General features: G+C 31.4%; 21 protein-coding genes. 15 read left to right on the top strand and 6 right to left on the bottom strand.

The genetic code is table 11. The features are described from left to right. Positions 1–318 precede the first annotated feature (318 nt). Complete coding sequence (gene putP / locus AC1Q7N_RS06755) at positions 319–1,854, bottom strand: sodium/proline symporter PutP (protein WP_002489904.1); 1,536 nt, start codon at positions 1,852–1,854, stop codon at positions 319–321. A 377-nt stretch (positions 1,855–2,231) separates the two neighbouring features. Here putP and gatC point away from each other — a divergent pair, with 377 nt between their 5' ends. The 7 genes from gatC (at position 2,232) to dinB (ending at position 10,124) form a co-directional block, all read left to right on the top strand. Further along, positions 2,232–2,534, top strand: coding sequence for an Asp-tRNA(Asn)/Glu-tRNA(Gln) amidotransferase subunit GatC (gatC, locus tag AC1Q7N_RS06750; protein ID WP_002457086.1), 303 nt, complete (start codon positions 2,232–2,234; stop codon positions 2,532–2,534). A gap of 1 nt (position 2,535) precedes the next feature. Continuing rightward, a complete protein-coding gene (gatA, locus tag AC1Q7N_RS06745; RefSeq protein ID WP_145376447.1) occupies positions 2,536–3,993 on the top strand; it encodes an Asp-tRNA(Asn)/Glu-tRNA(Gln) amidotransferase subunit GatA in 1,458 nt (485 codons plus the stop codon). Positions 3,994–4,005: 12 nt separating this feature from the next. After that, positions 4,006–5,433 (top strand): Asp-tRNA(Asn)/Glu-tRNA(Gln) amidotransferase subunit GatB, encoded by a 1,428-nt coding sequence (gatB, locus tag AC1Q7N_RS06740; RefSeq protein ID WP_002457087.1) that lies wholly within the window; start codon positions 4,006–4,008, stop codon positions 5,431–5,433. A gap of 224 nt (positions 5,434–5,657) precedes the next feature. Next, positions 5,658–6,608 carry a diacylglycerol kinase gene (locus AC1Q7N_RS06735; RefSeq protein ID WP_002484891.1) on the top strand — a complete coding sequence of 317 codons (951 nt, stop codon included), beginning with the start codon at positions 5,658–5,660 and terminating at the stop codon, positions 6,606–6,608. A 79-nt stretch (positions 6,609–6,687) separates the two neighbouring features. Beyond that, a complete protein-coding gene (rlmD, locus tag AC1Q7N_RS06730) occupies positions 6,688–8,058 on the top strand; it encodes a 23S rRNA (uracil(1939)-C(5))-methyltransferase RlmD (protein ID WP_002484894.1) in 1,371 nt (456 codons plus the stop codon). Between the two features lie 143 nt (positions 8,059–8,201). Next, on the top strand, positions 8,202–8,744 hold the full coding sequence (locus AC1Q7N_RS06725; protein WP_001830365.1) for a DUF3267 domain-containing protein: 543 nt from the start codon (positions 8,202–8,204) through the stop codon (positions 8,742–8,744). 309 nt (positions 8,745–9,053) lie between these two features. Then, on the top strand, positions 9,054–10,124 hold the full coding sequence (gene dinB / locus AC1Q7N_RS06720; protein ID WP_001830390.1) for a DNA polymerase IV: 1,071 nt from the start codon (positions 9,054–9,056) through the stop codon (positions 10,122–10,124). 30 nt (positions 10,125–10,154) lie between these two features. Here dinB and AC1Q7N_RS06715 read toward each other — a convergent pair whose 3' ends face one another. Both AC1Q7N_RS06715 and ftnA read right to left on the bottom strand, forming a co-directional pair. Beyond that, entirely contained in the window at positions 10,155–10,709 is a 555-nt protein-coding gene (locus AC1Q7N_RS06715) for a 3'-5' exonuclease (protein ID WP_001830405.1), read from the bottom strand. 188 nt (positions 10,710–10,897) lie between these two features. Continuing rightward, positions 10,898–11,398: an H-type ferritin FtnA gene (gene ftnA / locus AC1Q7N_RS06710; RefSeq protein WP_001830392.1), complete on the bottom strand. Its 501-nt coding sequence runs from the start codon at positions 11,396–11,398 to the stop codon at positions 10,898–10,900. Between the two features lie 221 nt (positions 11,399–11,619). Between ftnA and murT the strand changes: the two genes are divergently transcribed. From murT to isaB, 3 genes are all read left to right on the top strand, one after another. Beyond that, a complete protein-coding gene (gene murT / locus AC1Q7N_RS06705; protein WP_001830445.1) occupies positions 11,620–12,933 on the top strand; it encodes a lipid II isoglutaminyl synthase subunit MurT in 1,314 nt (437 codons plus the stop codon). Between the two features lies 1 nt (position 12,934). Next, positions 12,935–13,660 carry a lipid II isoglutaminyl synthase subunit GatD gene (gatD, locus tag AC1Q7N_RS06700; RefSeq protein WP_001832482.1) on the top strand — a complete coding sequence of 242 codons (726 nt, stop codon included), beginning with the start codon at positions 12,935–12,937 and terminating at the stop codon, positions 13,658–13,660. A 440-nt stretch (positions 13,661–14,100) separates the two neighbouring features. Further along, on the top strand, positions 14,101–14,637 hold the full coding sequence (isaB, locus tag AC1Q7N_RS06695; RefSeq protein WP_001830372.1) for an immunodominant staphylococcal antigen IsaB family protein: 537 nt from the start codon (positions 14,101–14,103) through the stop codon (positions 14,635–14,637). A 150-nt stretch (positions 14,638–14,787) separates the two neighbouring features. Here the strand turns inward: isaB and AC1Q7N_RS06690 are convergent, their stop codons facing one another. After that, positions 14,788–15,774: an FUSC family protein gene (locus AC1Q7N_RS06690; RefSeq protein WP_002457091.1), complete on the bottom strand. Its 987-nt coding sequence runs from the start codon at positions 15,772–15,774 to the stop codon at positions 14,788–14,790. Between the two features lie 173 nt (positions 15,775–15,947). Here AC1Q7N_RS06690 and map point away from each other — a divergent pair, with 173 nt between their 5' ends. From map to vraR, 5 genes are all read left to right on the top strand, one after another. Continuing rightward, on the top strand, positions 15,948–16,703 hold the full coding sequence (gene map / locus AC1Q7N_RS06685) for a type I methionyl aminopeptidase (RefSeq protein ID WP_001830397.1): 756 nt from the start codon (positions 15,948–15,950) through the stop codon (positions 16,701–16,703). 157 nt (positions 16,704–16,860) lie between these two features. Further along, positions 16,861–17,247 (top strand): hypothetical protein, encoded by a 387-nt coding sequence (locus AC1Q7N_RS06680; protein WP_001830382.1) that lies wholly within the window; start codon positions 16,861–16,863, stop codon positions 17,245–17,247. Positions 17,248–17,261: 14 nt separating this feature from the next. After that, positions 17,262–17,963, top strand: coding sequence for a cell wall-active antibiotics response protein VraT (vraT, locus tag AC1Q7N_RS06675; protein ID WP_002457093.1), 702 nt, complete (start codon positions 17,262–17,264; stop codon positions 17,961–17,963). Continuing rightward, positions 17,960–19,006, top strand: a complete 1,047-nt coding sequence (gene vraS, locus AC1Q7N_RS06670) for a sensor histidine kinase VraS (RefSeq protein ID WP_001830374.1) — start codon at positions 17,960–17,962, stop codon at positions 19,004–19,006. The genes vraT and vraS overlap by 4 nt, the downstream gene beginning before the upstream one ends. Next, complete coding sequence (vraR, locus tag AC1Q7N_RS06665) at positions 18,996–19,625, top strand: response regulator transcription factor VraR (RefSeq protein ID WP_001830439.1); 630 nt, start codon at positions 18,996–18,998, stop codon at positions 19,623–19,625. Before vraS ends, vraR begins: the two co-directional genes overlap by 11 nt. Before the next feature lie 56 nt (positions 19,626–19,681). Here vraR and AC1Q7N_RS06660 read toward each other — a convergent pair whose 3' ends face one another. Both AC1Q7N_RS06660 and AC1Q7N_RS06655 read right to left on the bottom strand, forming a co-directional pair. Further along, complete coding sequence (locus AC1Q7N_RS06660; protein WP_001830411.1) at positions 19,682–20,860, bottom strand: YihY/virulence factor BrkB family protein; 1,179 nt, start codon at positions 20,858–20,860, stop codon at positions 19,682–19,684. Between the two features lie 406 nt (positions 20,861–21,266). Then, positions 21,267–21,551 (bottom strand): YtxH domain-containing protein, encoded by a 285-nt coding sequence (locus AC1Q7N_RS06655; protein WP_001830401.1) that lies wholly within the window; start codon positions 21,549–21,551, stop codon positions 21,267–21,269. Positions 21,552–21,553: the final 2 nt, after the last annotated feature.

Genomic DNA, 21,553 nt, shown 5'->3' with positions numbered 1-21,553 from the left:
ATGTATGACACCCGTTTCATTGTATAGAAAAGAATAGAATAGAATTCGAATTAAGTTTAATGGTCAATCCATTACCAAAGGAATATATTTGCAATTTGATGTTATTGATGATTTTGACTCATTTTTCAAGCCGTCAATAAATTTAAATGAAAAAAATTAGCTATGAAGAAATTTAAATTGATAGATTTCTTCATAGCTATTTTCTTATGTGAATAAAATAAATTGACACTGTATATTAGAGAAATATTTAAATTATACTTGTAATTGTTATTTAATTAATCAATATTATAATTTTGATATAGTCTGATAATTGTACATTTATTCTTTAACGACGTGTTTAACTTTATTAAGATTTTCAATAACATAATCATCAGGTTTTTTTGTTAATTTACTTACGATGTACGTAATCAATACGCTAACTATGAAACCTGGAATGATTTCATACATACCAAAGAATGCATTGATTGTAGCCAAGGGTTTTATCCAAGAAATCCAAACAATAACAACTACAGCACCAGCTACCATTCCGCTAATAGCTCCTGCACGTGTTAAATCTTTCCAATATAAAGAGTAGAGTACTAAAGGACTAAATGCAGCTCCAAAACCAGCCCAAGCATTACCAACTAAATTTAGTATTGTATCGTTTGGATGCCAAGCAATCGTAATAGCAACTATCGCAACAAGTAGAACTGATAAGCGTCCAATCAAAACAAACTCTTTTTGGTGTGATGATGCTTTATCTGAACCTCTGATTAGTTTATAGAAATCTTCAGTTAAAGAACTTGATGTTACTAGTAATTGTGAAGAGATAGTACTCATTATTGCAGCAAGGATGGCTGCTAATAAAAATCCACCTACAAGCGGATGAAATAATATTTGACTCATCACAATAAATAGTGTTTCAGGATCTTCTAATTTAATATGTCTTTCAGATATAAATGAAATTCCTGTTAATCCCACACCAATCGCTCCTAATAGACCGACTGCCATCCAACTTATTCCCAGACGTCTGGCTTTTGGTAGTAATTTATGTGATTTGATAGACATAAATCTTACTATAATATGTGGTTGACCAAAATATCCGAGTCCCCATGAGAATAATGAAACAATGCCTAAAACAGTGGTTCCTCTAAATAAATCTAAGGTTGTAGGTTTCATTTGAGCAATATCATGAAATGTATCCCAACCGTTGAGTTTAAGCAATGCAACGATAGGTACCATTACCATAGCAATAAGCATAATCACACCTTGAAAAAAATCAGTAATTGATACAGCTAAATAGCCACCAAAGAAAGTGTAAAAAATAACTATAATAGCCACTATCAAGAGTCCAGCATGATAATTCAATCCAAATGCACTTTCAAAGAGTTTTCCGCCAGAAACGAAACCTGAATGCGTATATAGAGTGAAAAATACGACAATAATCAATCCTGAAATAATTTTAATAATATTTTTCTTATCATCTAGTCTATTTTTAAAAAAGTCTGGGAGTGTAATAGCATCTCCCGCAATCTCAGTATAAACACGTAGTCTTGGAGCAACAACAAAATAATTAATGTATGCACCTAAGGTTAATCCAATGGTTATCCAAATGGCGGATAAACCTGTACTGTATACTGAACCTGGAAGTCCCATAATCATCCATCCAGACATGTCAGAGGCACCAGCTGATAAAGCTGTGATATATGGTCCGATACTACGTCCTCCCAACATAAATTCACTTAAGTTTCCAGTAGCTTGTCGATAACCATAGAAGCCAATAATTAGAAGGATTATGAAATAGACAATAATCATAACGTAAGTCTGCCAATTTGCATCAATTTGATTACTGAGAGCTGTACCTAATGTAAACATAATTAACACTCCCTTTATTAAATAATGATATAAGATACATGTAACATTATACAATGTAACTAAATGTTCAGAAAAGTAAAAAATTTAATAGTAGTATAAAAAGTCTTTGATAAAAGGTTTTTAACTCTAGATGTGTCTTATAATTAATTAATATCTATTGCATAAATATGTATAAAATTATTGTTAGAATTAAACTTTAATTCATCTATCATTTTAAAACATAGAGATGATAATTAAGGGAATTCTTATGTAAAAGTTCATTAAACACCTTAATATCAAGTGTTTATTTTGAGTAACTTATTCATAAATATTTAGATTTTTGGTTCGAAATTTGATACAATTTGGTGATGAATGAGTATTAAGGAGGCTTTTATTTAATGACTAAAGTAACACGTGAAGAAGTTGAACATATTGCTAATTTAGCTAGACTTCAAATTTCTCCTGAAGAAACAGAAGAAATGGCTAATACTTTAGAAAGTATTTTAGATTTTGCGAAACAAAATGATAGTGCCGATACAGAAGGTATTGAGCCAACTTATCACGTATTAGATTTACAAAACGTATTACGTGACGATAAAGCAATCGAGGGCATTCCTCAAGAATTAGCATTGAAAAATGCGAAAGAAACAGAAGATGGTCAATTTAAAGTGCCATCCATCATGAATGGGGAGGACGCTTAAGATGAGTATTCGTTTTGAATCTATCGAAAAATTAACTGAATTAATCAAAAATAAAGAAATTAAACCTTCTGATGTAGTAAAAGATATATACGCAGCTATTGAAGAAACTGATCCAACAATCAAGTCATTCTTAGCTTTAGATAAAGAAAATGCAATAAAAAAAGCCGAAGAATTAGATGAATTACAAGCTAAAGATCAAATGGATGGTAAACTATTTGGAATTCCTATGGGAATCAAAGATAATATCATCACAAAAGATGTAGAAACTACATGTGCAAGTAAAATGTTAGAGGGATTTGTACCTATTTATGAATCAACTGTAATGAACAAACTACATGATGAAAACGCGGTTTTAATTGGTAAATTAAACATGGATGAGTTTGCAATGGGTGGCTCTACAGAGACTTCATATTTTAAGAAAACATTAAATCCTTTCGATCACACAGCAGTACCAGGAGGATCTTCAGGTGGTTCTGCAGCAGCGGTTGCAGCAGGTTTAGTTCCTTTTAGTTTAGGGTCAGACACTGGTGGTTCTATTAGACAACCTGCATCTTATTGTGGTGTTGTTGGTATGAAACCAACTTATGGCCGTGTATCACGTTTCGGTTTAGTTGCATTTGCTTCTTCTTTAGATCAAATTGGACCAATCACGCGTAATGTTAAAGATAACGCATTAGTACTTGAGGCAATTTCCGGTGTAGATGCGAATGATTCTACAAGCGCACCTGTTGATGATGTAGATTTTACTTCTGATATTGGTGAAGATATTAAAGGTCTTAAAATTGCATTACCTAAAGAATATTTAGGTGAGGGTGTAAGTGAAGAAGTTAAGACTTCTGTAAAAGAAGCGGTTGAAACGTTAAAATCACTTGGTGCTGAAGTTGACGAAGTCTCATTACCAAATACAAAATATGGTATTCCATCATATTATGTTATTGCGTCATCAGAGGCTTCAGCAAATTTAGCGCGATTTGATGGTATTAGATATGGATATCATTCTAAAGAAGCACAATCGTTAGAAGAATTATATAAAATGTCTAGATCGGAAGGCTTTGGTGAAGAAGTCAAAAGACGTATCTTCTTAGGTACTTTTGCTTTAAGCTCAGGTTATTACGATGCATACTATAAAAAATCTCAAAAAGTTAGAACGTTAATTAAAAATGATTTTGACAAAGTATTTGAATCTTATGATGTTGTGATTGGACCGACAGCACCTACAACAGCATTTAATATTGGCGAAGAAATTGATGATCCTTTAACAATGTATGCGAATGACTTATTAACTACACCAGTTAATCTTGCCGGTTTACCTGGTATTTCAGTTCCTTGTGGACAATCAAACGGACGCCCAATTGGTTTACAATTAATTGGTAAACCTTTTGACGAAAAAACGTTATATCGTGTCGCTTATCAATTTGAAACACAATACAACTTACATGACGCATACGAAAATTTATAAGGAGTGGAAATCATGCATTTTGAAACAGTAATCGGACTTGAAGTTCATGTTGAGTTAAAAACGGACTCAAAAATGTTCTCTCCATCACCCGCACATTTTGGAGCTGAACCAAATTCAAATACAAATGTTATCGACTTAGCTTATCCAGGTGTATTACCAGTAGTTAATAGACGTGCAGTAGATTGGGCAATGAGAGCTTCAATGGCATTAAATATGGATATTGCTACAAATTCAAAATTTGATCGTAAAAACTATTTCTATCCAGATAATCCAAAAGCATATCAAATTTCTCAGTTTGATCAACCTATTGGAGAAAATGGCTATATTGATATTGAAGTTGATGGAGAAACAAAACGTATCGGTATTACACGTCTTCATATGGAAGAAGATGCAGGTAAATCAACACATAAAGATGGTTATTCTCTAGTAGACTTAAACCGTCAAGGTACGCCATTAATTGAAATTGTATCTGAACCCGATATTCGTTCACCTAAAGAAGCATATGCTTATCTAGAAAAACTACGTTCAATCATTCAATATACAGGTGTATCTGATTGTAAAATGGAAGAGGGATCCCTACGTTGTGATGCTAATATTTCACTTCGTCCATATGGTCAAAAGGAATTTGGTACAAAAACTGAATTGAAAAACCTTAACTCATTTAACTACGTTAAAAAAGGTTTAGAATATGAAGAGAAACGTCAAGAAGAAGAATTATTAAATGGTGGAGAGATTGGTCAAGAAACACGTCGATTTGATGAATCTACTGGTAAAACAATTTTAATGCGTGTGAAAGAAGGTTCAGATGATTATAGATATTTCCCTGAACCAGATATTGTACCATTATATGTAGATGAAGATTGGAAAGCACGTGTAAGAGAAACAATTCCAGAATTGCCAGATGAACGTAAAGCTAAATACGTAAATGATCTTGGACTACCAGAATATGATGCGCATGTATTAACATTAACTAAAGAAATGTCTGATTTCTTTGAAGGCGCAATTGACCATGGTGCAGATGTTAAACTTACTTCCAACTGGTTAATGGGAGGTGTTAACGAGTATCTTAATAAAAATCAAGTTGAATTAAAAGATACGCAACTAACACCTGAAAATTTAGCTGGTATGATTAAATTAATAGAAGACGGAACAATGAGTAGTAAAATCGCTAAAAAAGTTTTTCCAGAACTAGCAGAAAATGGTGGAGATGCTAAACAAATTATGGAAGATAAAGGTTTAGTACAAATTTCTGATGAAGCAACACTACTTAAATTTGTAACAGATGCATTAGATAATAATCCACAATCAATAGAAGATTATAAAAATGGTAAAGGTAAAGCTATGGGATTCTTAGTGGGCCAAATTATGAAAGCTTCTAAAGGTCAAGCTAACCCACAAAAAGTTAATAGCCTATTAAAACAAGAATTAGATAACCGTTAATTCGAAAATTATAATACTTTAAGCTTCTAACAAAGGATATGAACTTTGTTAGAAGCTTTTATTACTTTTGAAAAGTTTAAGTATTAAGTTTCTTAATGTTTAAAATTACATATATTTTATCTTTGTAGTACCGATTAGTTTAGAGAAATCGGAAATAAATACTTTTAACTGATGTATAAATCATATAATATAAGTAATGAGTATATGAATTTGAGGGATTAACTATGAGAAAACGTGCAAGAATTATATATAATCCAACATCAGGAAAAGAACTTTTTAAACGTGTATTACCAGATGCACTGATTAAACTTGAGAAGGCAGGTTATGAAACGAGTGCATATGCAACTGAAAAAATTGGTGATGCTACTTTTGAAGCTGAAAGAGCACTAGAAAGTGAATATGATTTACTCATTGCAGCTGGAGGTGACGGTACGTTAAATGAGGTGGTCAACGGAATCGCCGAACAACCCAATCGGCCTAAATTAGGTGTAATACCAATGGGCACCGTTAATGACTTTGGAAGAGCACTTCATTTACCAAGCGATATAATGGGGGCGATTGATGTAATCATTGATGGTCACACAACCAAGGTAGATATTGGAAAGATGAATAATCGTTATTTCATTAACCTAGCTGCAGGGGGGAAACTAACACAAGTATCTTATGAAACACCAAGTAAGTTGAAATCAATTGTAGGACCGTTCGCGTATTACATTAAAGGATTCGAAATGTTACCTCAAATGAAAGCAGTAGATGTACGTATCGAATATGATGATAACATCTTCCAAGGAGAAGCTTTACTATTCCTTTTAGGTTTAACGAATTCAATGGCTGGCTTTGAAAAATTAGTTCCAGATGCGAAGCTTGACGACGGTTATTTCACGTTAATTATTGTAGAAAAAGCAAATCTTGCTGAATTGGGTCATATTATGACACTAGCGTCTCGAGGTGAGCATACAAAACATCCTAAAGTCATTTATGCTAAAGCGAAGTCTATTAATATTTCATCATTTACTGATATGCAACTTAATGTTGATGGTGAATACGGTGGGAAATTACCTGCAAATTTCCTTAATTTAGAACAGCACATAGAAATTTTTACACCTAAAGATGTATTTAACGAAGAACTATTAGAAAATGATACGATAACTGATATTACGCCTGATAAGCAATAAAATTATTACGACATCAAATTTAAGGTTAGGAATGCCACACATTATATTCCTAACCTTTTTGTATGTGGGAGGGAAAAAATTGGAAACAATTAAGAAAAACGAAGTTAAAACGGGAAAGGTTATTGATTTAACTCATGAGGGACACGGAGTTGTTAAAGTTGATCGATATCCAATTTTTATTCCTAATGCTTTAATTGATGAAGAAATTAAATTTAAATTAATTAAAGTGAAAAAGAATTTTGCTATAGGAAAATTGATAGAGGTCATAAGTGAAAGTGATGATAGAGTGACACCACCTTGTATTTATTATGCAAAGTGTGGTGGTTGTCAATTACAACATATGACATATAGAGCGCAATTGGATATGAAAAGAGAACAAGTAGTTAATCTTTTTCATAGAAAAGGCCCTTTTGAGAATACGGTTATAAAGGAAACTATTGGCATGGTCAATCCCTGGCGATACCGTAATAAATCTCAAATTCCTGTAGGTCAAAGTAACTCGAATCAAGTTATAATGGGATTCTATAGACAACGTAGCCATGACATTATAGATATGGATAGTTGTCTTATACAAGATAGACAACATCAAGAAGTAATGAATCGAGTGAAGTACTGGCTCAATGAATTAAATATATCTATATATAACGAAAAAACAAAAACAGGTTTAATACGTCATTTAGTAGTAAGGACTGGTTATCATACCGATGAAATGATGGTTATCTTTGTTACAAATGGAGCAACATTTAAACAATCAGAACTATTAGTAAACAAGCTAAAAAAAGAATTTCCAAATATAACAAGTATTAAACAGAATATAAACAATAGCCATTCTAATGTTATAATGGGGCGTCAATCAATGACTTTATATGGTAAAGATAAAATTGAAGACCAATTAAGTGAAGTAACTTATCATATTTCTGATTTATCATTTTACCAAATTAACTCATCACAAACTGAAAAACTTTATCAGCAAGCTCTGAATTATGCTCAATTAACAGGAAAAGAAATAGTATTGGATACGTATTGTGGTATAGGAACGATTGGTCTATATATGGCACCACTAGCAAAACATGTTTATGGTGTAGAAGTTGTTCCGCAAGCCATAAAAGATGCGGAAGACAATGCGACTAAAAACCAACTTAAAAATACGACTTTCGAATGTGGAAAAGCAGAAGATGTTATCTTAACATGGAAATCACAAGGGATTAAACCAGGCGTAGTCATGGTAGATCCACCTAGAAAAGGATGCGATGAAACTTTCTTAACTACTCTTTTAAAATTAAATCCGAAAAGGATTGTTTATATATCATGTAACCCTTCAACGCAACAAAGAGATGCGCAAATATTGGCTGAACAATACGAGTTAGTAGAAATTACACCAGTTGATATGTTCCCACAAACAACTCATATTGAGACTGTAGCATTATTTGTACGTAAAGACGAAGAGTGAATTTAATAGAAGTCAATTCATTGTTATTTTGAAGTGATTGTTAAGATTGTATTACAAGCAACTTACTTTATTGAAAAAGGTCTTTTTTAGCTATAATAAAAATTGTATACTGTTTTTGAAAATAGAGAACTGGAGGGGTGAATGTGCATAAAATAGATTTATCAGGCAACAAATTTCAAATCCAACGATTTGTTCTGTTGCAAATTGTATTGGCGCTATTTACAATACTATTTACTTATAAATGGGCTTATCAAACAACGCATATCATTGAACAAAATCTTGTCATGAATCTTATTTTTGGATTTGTAGGTTTCGCAGTACTAGTTATTTTGCACGAGTTTATTCATCGTATTTTGTTCATTATATTTTCTAAAGGTGAAAAACCATCTTTAAAATATGATAAAAACAAAATTATTGTACAGTTCTCTCAGACTTGTTTTCATCGGTGGCAATTTACAATTATCATGATAGCACCACTTGTTATCATAAGTGCGACCTTACTAGCACTTATTCAAATATATTCCTTTTCATCTTTAATCTTTATGTTTAGTATACATACAAGTTATTGTATGATAGATGTGTTTTTAGTAGCATTGGCATTACAAAGCAAATTCAAATATATACAAACCTATGGAGAAGGTTTGTATCTTTATCATCAAAAGCCTACTCAAACCTATTATGAATAATCACTAATTATAGTGACAAGCGTATATATCAAAGTTGATAATTGATTTAAAAATTTCATTTCTTATTTTTCATCTCGTTTCAATTGTAATAAAAAATCTCATTAAAATATGCAACTACATTCACATAACTACTTATGTAGAAAAGGATAGGACTATGAATTTATTCTAAAAATTGTAGTCCTATTTTTTTTATTACATTAATTAAATAAACAATACAAATATTACCATGTGCACAATACATGTAAACATAGAAAGGATGGCGTATAATAATATAAAGCCATTATTTGGAAGACATAGTGAGGTGAGTCGATGACTGAAAGAAGAATTATTCATATAGATATGGATTATTTTTTTGCTCAAGTTGAAATGAGAGATAATCCTAAACTAAAAGGAAAACCTGTCATCGTTGGCGGTAAAGCGAGTCATCGAGGCGTAGTTTCTACGGCATCATACGAAGCAAGAGCTTATGGTGTTCACTCTGCTATGCCTATGACTCAAGCACATAAGCTATGCCCCAATGGATATTATGTAACAAGCCGTTTTGATACTTATAGAGAGGTATCTGGTCAAATCATGAAAATATTCAGAAGTTATACAGAATTAGTAGAACCCATGTCTTTAGATGAAGCTTATTTAGATATTACACATTTAGTGAGACCGGATTTACCAGCATCAACCATTGCAAATTATATTCGCAGAGATATATACGAAGTAACACGTTTAACTGCGTCAGCTGGCGTGTCTTATAATAAGTTTTTAGCAAAGTTAGCGAGTGGTATGAACAAGCCGAATGGTTTGACAGTAATTGATTACAATAATGTACATGAAATATTAATGCAATTAGATATTGGAGATTTTCCAGGGGTAGGCAAAGCTTCGAAGAAAAAAATGCATCAACATCATATATATACAGGTCAAGATTTATATAATAAAGATGAATTTGAATTAATACGTTTATTCGGTAAAAGAGGACGAGGTTTGTATAATAAAGCTCGAGGTATAGACCATAATGAAGTAAAGGCGAGTAGAGTTCGTAAATCTGTTGGGACTGAAAGGACATTTTCTACAGATGTTAACGATGATGATGTTATTTTAAGAAAAATAAGAGAGCTTTCAGGAAAAACAGCAGAACGTTTAAATAAAATTCAAAAATCAGGTAAAACAGTCACTGTAAAAATAAAGACCTATCAATATGAAACAATCTCAAAGCAAAAAAGTTTGAGAGATCCTATTCGTACTGAAACTGATATCTATAATATTGCCTATACTTTATATAACGACTTAAAAGATCCAGAGATTCCGATTCGATTAATAGGTGTAACGGTCGGGAGTTTAGAGCAATCTGATTTTAAAAATTTAACAATATATGATTTTATTTAAATGGCTGATGAACACAAGTTAAGTGGACAATCAGCCTTTATCTTTGAGATTTTTTCCATATATACTCAACATGCTTTGAAGATCATCATAATGTTTCAATAAGCGGTAGGTAATCATTGCACAAGCTTTAGCATCATTTAACGCATCATGATGACCGTGAAAATCTAAATGGTAATGATTCATTAAATGTTTTAGCCCATATCGATATGCATTAATTGTTCGTTTAGCTAATTGATATGAACAAAAGTATGTCAAAGAAGGTGTATCTATATTATGACTTTTTAAACTTTGATGTAACACATTCATATCAAAAGCAGCATTATGGGCAACAACAGGAAGTTGATCAATAAATTTTAGCATATATGGATAGACATGCTTGAATCCAGGAGCATCTTGCACATCTTCGGGATGGATGCCATGTACAGTAATATTTGTTTCAGTAAAGTAGTCAAAAGGATTCACAAGGGTATGAAATGACTCTGTTATTTGATTATCAATAACTTTAACCATACCTACAGAGCAAATACTTGTTCGTTTACTGTTAGCAGTTTCAAAGTCCAGTGCAACAAATGCATTTTGTACCATTATTTCATTCCTTTCAATTATTTTTCGTTATGTTAGTATTTAATGTCAATATTTTATTACAATAACAATCTTATAGATAGTAAAACGGGTTAGAACAAATGATTTATGCATAAAAAAACCCTTAAATCATTTATCTTTGAGGAGATTTAAGGGAAAATAACACAATATTTAGGAATAAGTTGTTGTATTTATTGTTCGTTGAATGAACGCGCTGCTAATTCTTTTTCATATAGGTAAAGTGTATTACAATCATCGCCAATACGAGTAAGGTAATCTATATGAGTTTCAAATGTAGATTCTTCTTCAACTTGTTCATCTAAGAACCAATTTAAAAATGAAATTGTAGCATAATCTTTATCATTCCGAGCTAATTCTGATAGATTATAGAAACGTTGAGTAACATCACGTTCTTGAGCTAAACTATCTTTAAATGTTTCTAAAATAGAAGAAAATTCTACTTTAGGAGCTTTAATTGTATCAAAGATGGCATGTTCGCCACGATCATTGATATAGTCATAGATTTTTTTACCGTGGAAACGTTCCTCTTTAGCTTGTTCTATATAAAAATTTGCAAATCCGTCATAAGATTCTTTGTCACAGTATGCTGCCATTGCCATATATGCATGCGCTGCAAAATATTCTTGATTCATCTGTTCATTTAAAGCTGCTAATAGTTCTTTACTTAACATCTTCAATCACCCCGTATAAATAAAAATAAGATTCTTTTATATTATAACAAAACTTTTCTCAATAGCAAATAATAATTATTCTAATTTAGATATAGTGATTGTCGTTCTTATTAATAATTATTCTAATTTGATTAATGAATAACATATCTTAGTTGAGAATCTTTTTTGTTATACCATTTACGTGTTATAATTACTCGAGTGCAAATTGGAGGAGGAAACGCATGAGACAATGGACTGCAACCCACATGGCTAAGTTAGCAAGGAAAGCAAGTATAGCTGTAGGTAAAAAGGGTACAGACTTGCCGGGACAGATTGCAAGACGTGTGGATCATAATATTTTAAGAAAATTAGCTAAACAAGTAGATGACATTGTTTTTATAAGTGGGACTAATGGTAAAACGACTACATCTAACTTAATTGGACATACATTAAAGAAAAATCAAATAAACATTATTCACAATAATGAAGGAGCAAATATGGCAGCAGGGATAACTTCTGCTTTTATTATGCAAAGCTCTAAGAATACTAATATTGCGATAATTGAAATAGACGAAGGATCTATTCCACGTGTTTTAAACGAAGTCACACCTTCTATGATGGTGTTTACAAATTTCTTTAGAGATCAAATGGATCGATTTGGTGAAATCGATATTATGGTTGATAATATTGCAAAATCAATAAGTAACAAAGGGATAAAATTATTATTAAATGCAGATGATCCGTTTGTGAGTCGCTTGAAAATTGCAAGTCATTCCATTGTGTATTACGGAATGAAAAAATTTGCGCATGACTTTGAACAAAGTACAATGAATGAAAGTAAATATTGTCCTAATTGTGGACGATTATTGCAATATGACTATATACATTATAATCAAATTGGACATTATCACTGTGAATGTGGATTTAAGCGAGAAGAACCTACATATGAAGTGTCATCATTTGATGCTTCACCATTCTTAAAAATGATAATAAACCAAAGTGAGTTTAATATGAAAATTGCAGGAGATTTTAATTCTTATAATGCAATAGCAGCCTATACCGTATTAAGAGAATTAGGATTAAATGATGATGCAATACGCAAAGGATTTGAAACATATACGTCTGATAATGGTCGCATGCAGTATTTTTCAAAAAATAAGAAGGAAGCTATGATTAATCTAGCAAAAAATCCAGCTGGAATGAATGCAAGTCTATCAGTAGGCGAGCAAATTGATGATAAAAAAATTTATGTTATTAGTCTTAATGACAACGCGGCAGATGGTCGAGATATTTCATGGATATACGATGCAGACTTTGAAAAGCTAGCTACCCAAGATATCGAAGCTATCATTGTAAGTGGTACACGTGCTGAGGAACTACAATTACGTCTCAAACTTGCTGAAGTTGAAGTGCCTATTAAGGTTGAAAAGGATATCTACAAAGCGACTGCATTAACTATGAAATACAGTTCATTTACGGTAGCAATTCCAAACTATACATCATTAACACCAATGCTTGAACAACTTAATCGCTCATTTGAAGGAGGGCAATCGTAAGATGAATGAACTAACGGTTTATCATTTCATGTCAGATAAGCTTAATTTATACAGTGATATTGGTAATATCATGGCATTAAAACAAAGAGCTAAAAAAAGAAATATTAAGATAAATGTTAAAGAAATCAATGAGACTGAGGGAGTCACATTTGATGATTGTGATATTTTCTTCATTGGTGGTGGGAGTGATAGGGAACAAGCGCTTGCCACGAAAGAATTAAGTAAAATTAAAACTTCTTTAAAAAATGCAATTGAAGATGGTATGCCTGGGTTAACTATATGCGGTGGTTATCAATTTTTAGGTCATAAGTATATTACTCCTGATGGTACCGAGTTAGAAGGATTGGGTGTTCTTGACTTCTATACCGAGTCTAAAAAAGAACGCTTAACTGGAGATATCATTATAGAGAGTGATACTTTTGGCACGATTGTTGGATTTGAAAATCATGGTGGTAGAACATATCATCCGTATGGAACATTAGGCCGAGTAACGTATGGTTATGGTAATAATGATAACGATCGAAAAGAAGGTATACACTATAAAAATCTATTAGGTTCTTATCTTCACGGCCCAATTTTACCAAAAAATCATGAAATAACTGATTATCTACTTGAGAAAGCATGTGAAAGAAAAGGGATACTATTTGAGCCTAAGAAGATCGATAACACAGAGGAAGAAGCTGCTAAGCAAGTTCTTATTAAACGTGCAAAAGAAAATAAAAAATAACTCAATATAACTTAATTTTTAATAATTATTGTTAATCATGACGATAATTAGTTATTTGTATAAAGACTTATTATATTAATGCCTCTAGAACATTAATGCATGTTCTAGGGGCATTTTAACGTATTAGCAGTTAATGACTGAATTGTAAATAACTTATGCCGATGGTTAATTAACAAAAGGTCATGAACAAAGTGATGAGCATTTCCTTCTAAAACGCTAAAGAAAATGTGGAAAGTGGGATGTGTTGAGATGAAAAAACAATGTCTTCTATATTTATACGTAGCACCTTTAGATATACATTTAGGAAACGTTAATGTTCATTAATCTTGAAACATAGACACTCAGGTGCTAATTTCTATTACATATGAAAAAAACACTTTGAAACATATACTTATTGTTAAACTGTAATTGAACCATACAATAAATATAGGAGTGAAAATATGAAGATTTTTAAATTGACGTCATTGACACTAGCTGCTTTAACGTTAGCCTTTCCGTTTTCACATGTCGCACAAGCACATACTTACTTAGAAAAGCATCACCAAACAAACGAAACCAAACAATCTCATAGCTTTTCTTTAGAAGGTGAGGCTGGTGAAAATCCAACATTTTTAACTCAACCTCAATTTATTAATTCCCTAGATAATGGTCATTTAAATATTAATGGTTATCAGATTCAGCAAGATGATACTAATGATATTGAATACAAAAAGGTTTATGATCAAGAAATTAGAGCTACAAGCAATCATACAGCGATAAGTGTACGTTTCAGTATTAATAATCAATCACTATCACTTGAAAGTATGAAAGATGCATACCCAAATGAGAGATTGAATCATATTCCACATACAAGCAATGATTCACAATATCCAGAAGACGGTATATATGTCTATCACGGTAAAATGATTAAATTACAATACAAAGTGACACATGGATTTGTTACGAGCGTGACGATAGGTGAAGGTGTAGACGAATAGTTAGCCAAACATTCAAATTCAATGTATTAAAGAGATTTATGCGTCTATTTCTATGTATCAAAAGAGCCGTAGATAAACTTTGTTCTACGGCTTTTTATCATACGAAATAATTTATATATATGTAATAAAGTAATTAGTTTTAACGTCATATTATTTTGCATAACGTGAATCTAAAATTTTGTATATGAGTAGAATTTCATATATGAGTGTACTTTTCATTTGATTTTGGTCAAACTCATCCATCTGTTTAACAGAAGACTTTAGTGTTGCAATAGATTTTTTTTGACGTGCAAAGCTTCCTTTTTGAATGATGCCATTAATACTATTACTAATATTAATCAATGCTATCTTCTCATTAGCATCAAAAGCAATAGACGTATGTTTGGGTAAATAAATAATGTTAGATAAATGTGAAATAAATAAACGGTTGTTATAAGCGCGATTTGTAAGGCGATTTAATAATTTCCAATTATCTTCATTTTTATGATAATGAAGTTCATCCCTTTGATAACTCATTAATGTTTCAACTTTTTGAGCAATAATATTTAATTTTGATAATTCTTTACTAGTCTTTTCCGAGCTGAATTTTCCTAATAATAACTCATTACAGCGTTCATAAAATAAACGATACATTTTTTTCTCACTAAGGGCTAATTGCTCTTCAAGTTGATGATAATACTTAGGTGGTAAGATGATAAAATTGACTAATCCAGCTGTAACAAGTCCTATAAGAGCTGTAAGTAACCGTGAAAAGAAATTGAACACATATGCTTCATGTATACCTGGAATCATTGCAACGGAAGTTAATACTGCGACAGTTGTTCCTACCTGTAAATTAAGTTTAGTGCATATCAGAATGGTAAATGTAGCACTTAAAGCATAACTTAACGGTGATTGATCACCGAAGACATATGTAAAGACAACAGCAAATAACGCACCAATAACTGTTGCTGGCAACCTTTTATACCCCTTTTTTAATGATGCTTTAGCAGTAGGTTCAATTGTAACAATTGCAGTAAGTATGGCAAAAATTGGAGTGAGGTTTAACAACATACAAAATAAAGACGTAAAAAAAGTAGCCAAACCAGTTTTAATAGTTCGCGCTCCAATTATATGTCTATACCATTTATCATTCATATCATACTGACTCCTCTTAAGAAAAGGAAATTCGAAAAGACTTTACTTTAGACAAATTCTCTTTCTTTGAAAATTAATTTAACTATTACGAATCGTTATACATTCATATTTAGTATATCAAAAAATTTTTGCTATAATAAGATGTAATATAATTTATAAAGGAACGGGATAAAATGATTGTTAAAACTGATGAAGAATTACAAGCGTTAAAAGAAATAGGTTACATTTGTGCAAAAGTCAGAGATACTATGAAAGAAGCTACTAAACCTGGAGTGACTACCCGTGAATTAGATCACATTGCCAAAGATTTATTTGAAGAGCATGGGGCGATATCAGCGCCTATTCACGATGAAAACTTCCCAGGTCAAACTTGCATTAGTGTTAACGAAGAGGTCGCGCATGGAATCCCTGGTAAACGAGTAATTCATGAAGGTGACCTAGTTAATATTGATGTATCAGCTTTAAAAAATGGGTACTATGCTGACACTGGAATTTCATTTGTTGTAGGGAAATCAGATCAACCACTTAAACAAAAGGTTTGTGACGTAGCCACAATGGCTTTTGAAAATGCTATGAAAAAGGTGAAACCAGGTACAAAATTGAGTAATATTGGAAAAGCTGTTCATGCAACTGCACGCCAAAATGACTTGACTGTGATTAAAAATTTAACTGGACATGGTGTTGGACAATCACTTCATGAGGCACCTAATCATGTCATGAATTATTTTGATCCTAAAGATAAAACATTATTAAAAGAAGGGCAAGTCATTGCAGTAGAACCATTCATATCAACACATGCTACATTTGTAACTGAAGGTAAAAATGAATGGGCTTTTGAAACTAAAGATAAAAGTTATGTCGCTCAAATTGAACACACGGTTATAGTTACAAAAGATGGTCCGTTACTTACAACTAAGATTGATGATTAATTAAATATTAGTAATTCAAATTAGAAATTAAGATTATGATTTACTTTTTTCATATCTCGTCAGACTAAAGTATGAAGCATATATGGTTCCGAAGCCTATTTCATTAGGTTTCGGAATTGTTTTATAATAAAGCTTAATCAGTGACGAGGTGATATCATTGAATATTTTAGATTTATATTTACAACAATTTATAAAACGAATTACTAAAAAAAGTATCAATGACTATAAAATGTCATTAGATAAGCAAATTAAAAATATTGATACTTATATTAATTATTTAAGAGAAAAAAGATTACAATTAAAGAAGTTAATTGACACCCTCACGCTCTCATTAGAAAATAAATATATAGATTTAGTAAACAATCAAGCAATCTATTGTGCTGAGGAAATACATGATAATGATATTGATATGATTAAATCACAATTAAATGATGCTGAGTCTTATTATGCGAGAATTGAAGCGGATATAAATTTACAATCTAGAATGAAAATAACTACTGAAGAAGCATTCCACTTTATATATCATATGAGTGCTGTAGCATAGAAAGGTGGCGAAATATGACACGCAAATATATATCAACTGAAATGTTGATTATTTTTACTGCTTTAATGATTATTGCTAATTTTTACTATATATTTTTTGAAAAAATTGGCTTTTTACTAGTACTCCTATTAGGATGTGTACTTGTATATGTAGGGTATGTGTATTTTCATAAAGTAAGAGGACTACTATCTTTTTGGATAGGAACCTTATTAATTGCTTTTACACTTTTGTCTAATAAGTACACGATTATTATTCTATTTATATTTTTAATTGTAGTCATCATACGTTATTTGGTTTATAAGTTTAAACCATTAAAAGTGATTGCTACAGATGAAGACATCACATCACCCATTTTTATTAAGCAAAAATGGTTTGGTGAACAACATACACCAGTGTATGTATATAAATGGGAAGACGTACAGATTCAACACGGTATAGGAGACATACACATTGATATGACAAAAGCGGCAAATATTAAGGAAACAAATACCATAGTTGTGCGTCATATTTTAGGTAAAGTACAAGTAGTTGTACCTCTTAATTATAATATAAATTTACATGCGACTCTCTTCTACGGCACTGCTTATGTGAACGATAAATCTTATAAGATTGAGAATAACCATGTTCAAATTGAAGAAAAAACGAAAGATGATAATTATACTGTTAATGTTTACGTTTCATCATTCATTGGAGACGTAGAGGTGATTTACAGATGAATCACTACATAAGAGCTATAGGCTCAATGCTTATATTAGTATATAGTATGCTTATTGCTTTTTTATTTATTGATAAAGTGTTTGTAAATATTATCTTTTTTCAGGGGATGTTTTATACACAAATATTTGGAATACCTGTTTTTCTATTTTTAAATTTATTAATTGTTCTTTTATGTATTATAGTTGGATCTGTTTTAGCTTATAAAATTAATCAACAAAATGATTGGATTATTTCACAAATAGAAAGATCAATAGAAGGACAAACAGTAGGTATCAATGATCAAAATATCGAATTATATACAGAAACGATAGATATTTATCATACACTAGTTCCATTAAATCAAGAATTACATCGACTTAGAATGAAGACTCAAAATTTAACTAATGAAAACTACAATATTAATGATGTAAAAGTCAAAAAGATTATCGAAGATGAGCGACAACGACTTGCCAGGGAATTACATGATTCTGTTAGTCAACAATTATTTGCTGCGAGCATGATGCTATCGGCGATAAAAGAGTCGAAATTAGAACCACCTTTAAATCAACAGATACCAATTCTTGAAAAAATGGTTCAAGACTCACAACTTGAAATGAGAGCTTTGTTATTACATTTAAGACCGATAGGTTTAAAAGATAAGTCTTTAGGTGAAGGAATTAAAGATTTAGTCATCGATTTACAAAAGAAAGTACCAATGAAAGTTGTGCATGAAATTCAAGATTTTGAAGTGCCAAAAGGCATTGAAGATCACTTGTTCAGAATTACACAAGAAGCTATTTCAAATACATTGAGACATTCAAATGGTACAAAAGTAACTGTGGAATTATTTAATCAAGAGGATTATCTTTTACTAAGAATTCAAGATAATGGAAAAGGGTTTAATGTAGATGAAAAATTTGAACAAAGTTATGGTTTGAAAAATATGCGAGAACGAGCGTTAGAAATTGGTGCGACGTTTCATATTGTATCTTTACCTGATTCAGGTACACGAATTGAAGTTAAGGCACCATTGAATAAGGAGGAGAATTCAAGTGGCGATTAAAGTTTTATTTGTTGATGATCATGAAATGGTAAGAATCGGTATTTCAAGCTATCTTTCAACTCAAGAAGATATAGAAGTAGTAGGTGAGGGTGCTTCTGGTAAAGATGCTATCACCAAAGCGCATGAGCTAAAACCAGATTTAATATTAATGGATTTACTTATGGACGATATGGATGGTGTAGAAGCAACTACTGAAATAAAAAAAGATTTACCTCAAATTAAAGTAGTCATGTTAACAAGCTTTATAGAGGATAAAGAAGTTTATCGTGCACTTGATTCTGGAGTAGATAGTTATATTTTAAAGACAACAAGTGCAAGTGATATAGCTGACGCTGTGCGTAAAACGTATGAAGGTGAATCAGTATTTGAACCAGAAGTGTTAGTAAAAATGCGCAATCGTATGAAAAAACGTGCCGAGCTTTATGAAATGTTGACAGAAAGAGAAATGGAGATCCTATTACTTATAGCTAAAGGATACTCTAACCAAGAGATTGCAAGCGCCTCTCATATCACCATCAAAACAGTAAAAACTCATGTAAGTAACATACTAAGTAAATTAGAAGTACAAGATCGAACACAAGCAGTAATATATGCGTTCCAGCATAATTTAATTCAATAAATTATTAAAGGCGAAAGTAAAGATACATCTATCGATACTTTCGCCTTTCAATATTATCAGTCGCTTGTGTGATGTTCTTCTTTAGATTGATGATTGATATTATACGTGTCATCTTCATTAGAGATATCTACATCTTTGCTATCTTCATAGTATTCATAAGTCGTATTTTCGTTATAGTGATTTTCATTGTTATCATCATGTTTAATAGCGGCTTCTTCAGGCGTGTGACCAGCTATGACTTTTCTTTGGTGAATAATTGCATTGATTTCAGCACCGATAATAATAATAAAGCTTGTGATATACAACCATAAGAATAAAATGATAATACCAGCTAAACTTCCGTATGTTTTCGAATAGTTACTAAAGTTTGAAATATAGTAACCGAATGCAAAGGACCCTAGTAACCAAATAATGGAAGTGAAAATAGCGCCAGGAATAACAGAACGTAATTTTGTTTTAACATTAGGTGCAACTGAATAAAGTACAGTAAATATGATGAAAATAATAATCAATGGAATAACAATTCGTACTAAATTAAAAATCCATTCAATTTGATTATCAATACCTAGTGGTCCAAATAAAAATTTATTAATGACTGGACCTAGTGTTATAAGTACTACAGCAACAACAAATACTGCACCTAAAACAAGTGTATATAGAATACTTAATAATTTAACTACTACACCGTTTCGAGAATCCTCAACGTCATAAGCAACATTAAATGAGTTAATAATAGCGGACATTCCATTTGATGCTGACCAAATAGCTAAAATTAACCCAACTGACAAAATACCTCCACTGGCAGTGTCAGAGATATCTTTAACAATTCCACCAACGATGCTAGCTGTTTCTTGATCAGGGACATATTGACTTACTTTTTGATTAATCTGATTAGCATCAATCGTGATAAATTGACCAAGTAGCGTAAGTAAAAAAATTAGCATTGGGAAAAGTGCTAATACAAAATGATATGTCATCTGTGCTGCTAAACCTGCAGCGTCATCTTTACCTATCCTATAAATCAGGTAAGAAAAGAAATTAGAGTTTTCGGTGTATTTTGCTGGTTTATTCAGCCGGGAAACAAAAAATACTTGATTCTTTTTTTTAGGTTTCTTAGATTGGAATTCTTGAGGTTCTATATATGTACGGTCAACTTCTATTTTTTTATTCTTTTTATGCTCTTTATCTTCTATTGAATTAAGATATTTAGAAGTTGTTTTCTCTTTTTTTGACATAACAATCTCCTTTGCTTTTTATGTTTTACTTTTAAAATTGATATTCCCGTATTTGCGGTATAGTAAAACAAATATGGTTTTATTTATATATGATAAATCCAATACCCTTTAAAAAGTAATGTATTTTTAACACTCAATGATTATTTTGGCCTAAATTAAATAGAAAGGCAATAGTTTTTAAATATTGATTTATAGTTTTTAACATGAGTTAAAGTATTAAACAAGTGCGAGTCAAAATTTAACAATTATTGTAAAGTTTATAATCAATAAAGATAAAAAGAGTGGAGCAGAATCCATCTAAAATGAATTCCGTTCCACTTCATAGTTATTAAATATCATAAACTTATATGCGTACATTTTCCAATTGATGTCCTACTTTCTCTGAAAATGCTACGCATTTGAAAGTTTATTTACCTAAGCGTTGATTTTTACGATTTACAAAAGTTTCTTTGGCATCTTTAATAGAACGTTCTAATTCAGGATTATTACGACGTATTTCATCTAATGTATCTTTCCAATACATTACTTCATCTTTGATGCTACTTATTTTTGAAGGTTTACGTGTACGATTTCCTTCTTTGATGTCTTTGAATGATTGTTTTAAAGAATGACGTGTAGATTTATCAGCAAGAGCAGCCGCGCCACCAATTACGGCACCAATTAAAATACCAGGTACTAATTTATTTTCCATAG

The sequence above is a fragment of the Staphylococcus sp. GW823-FHT05F06 genome, assembly GCF_058795495.1.
This window is presented reverse-complemented; position numbering and strand designations above follow the sequence as displayed.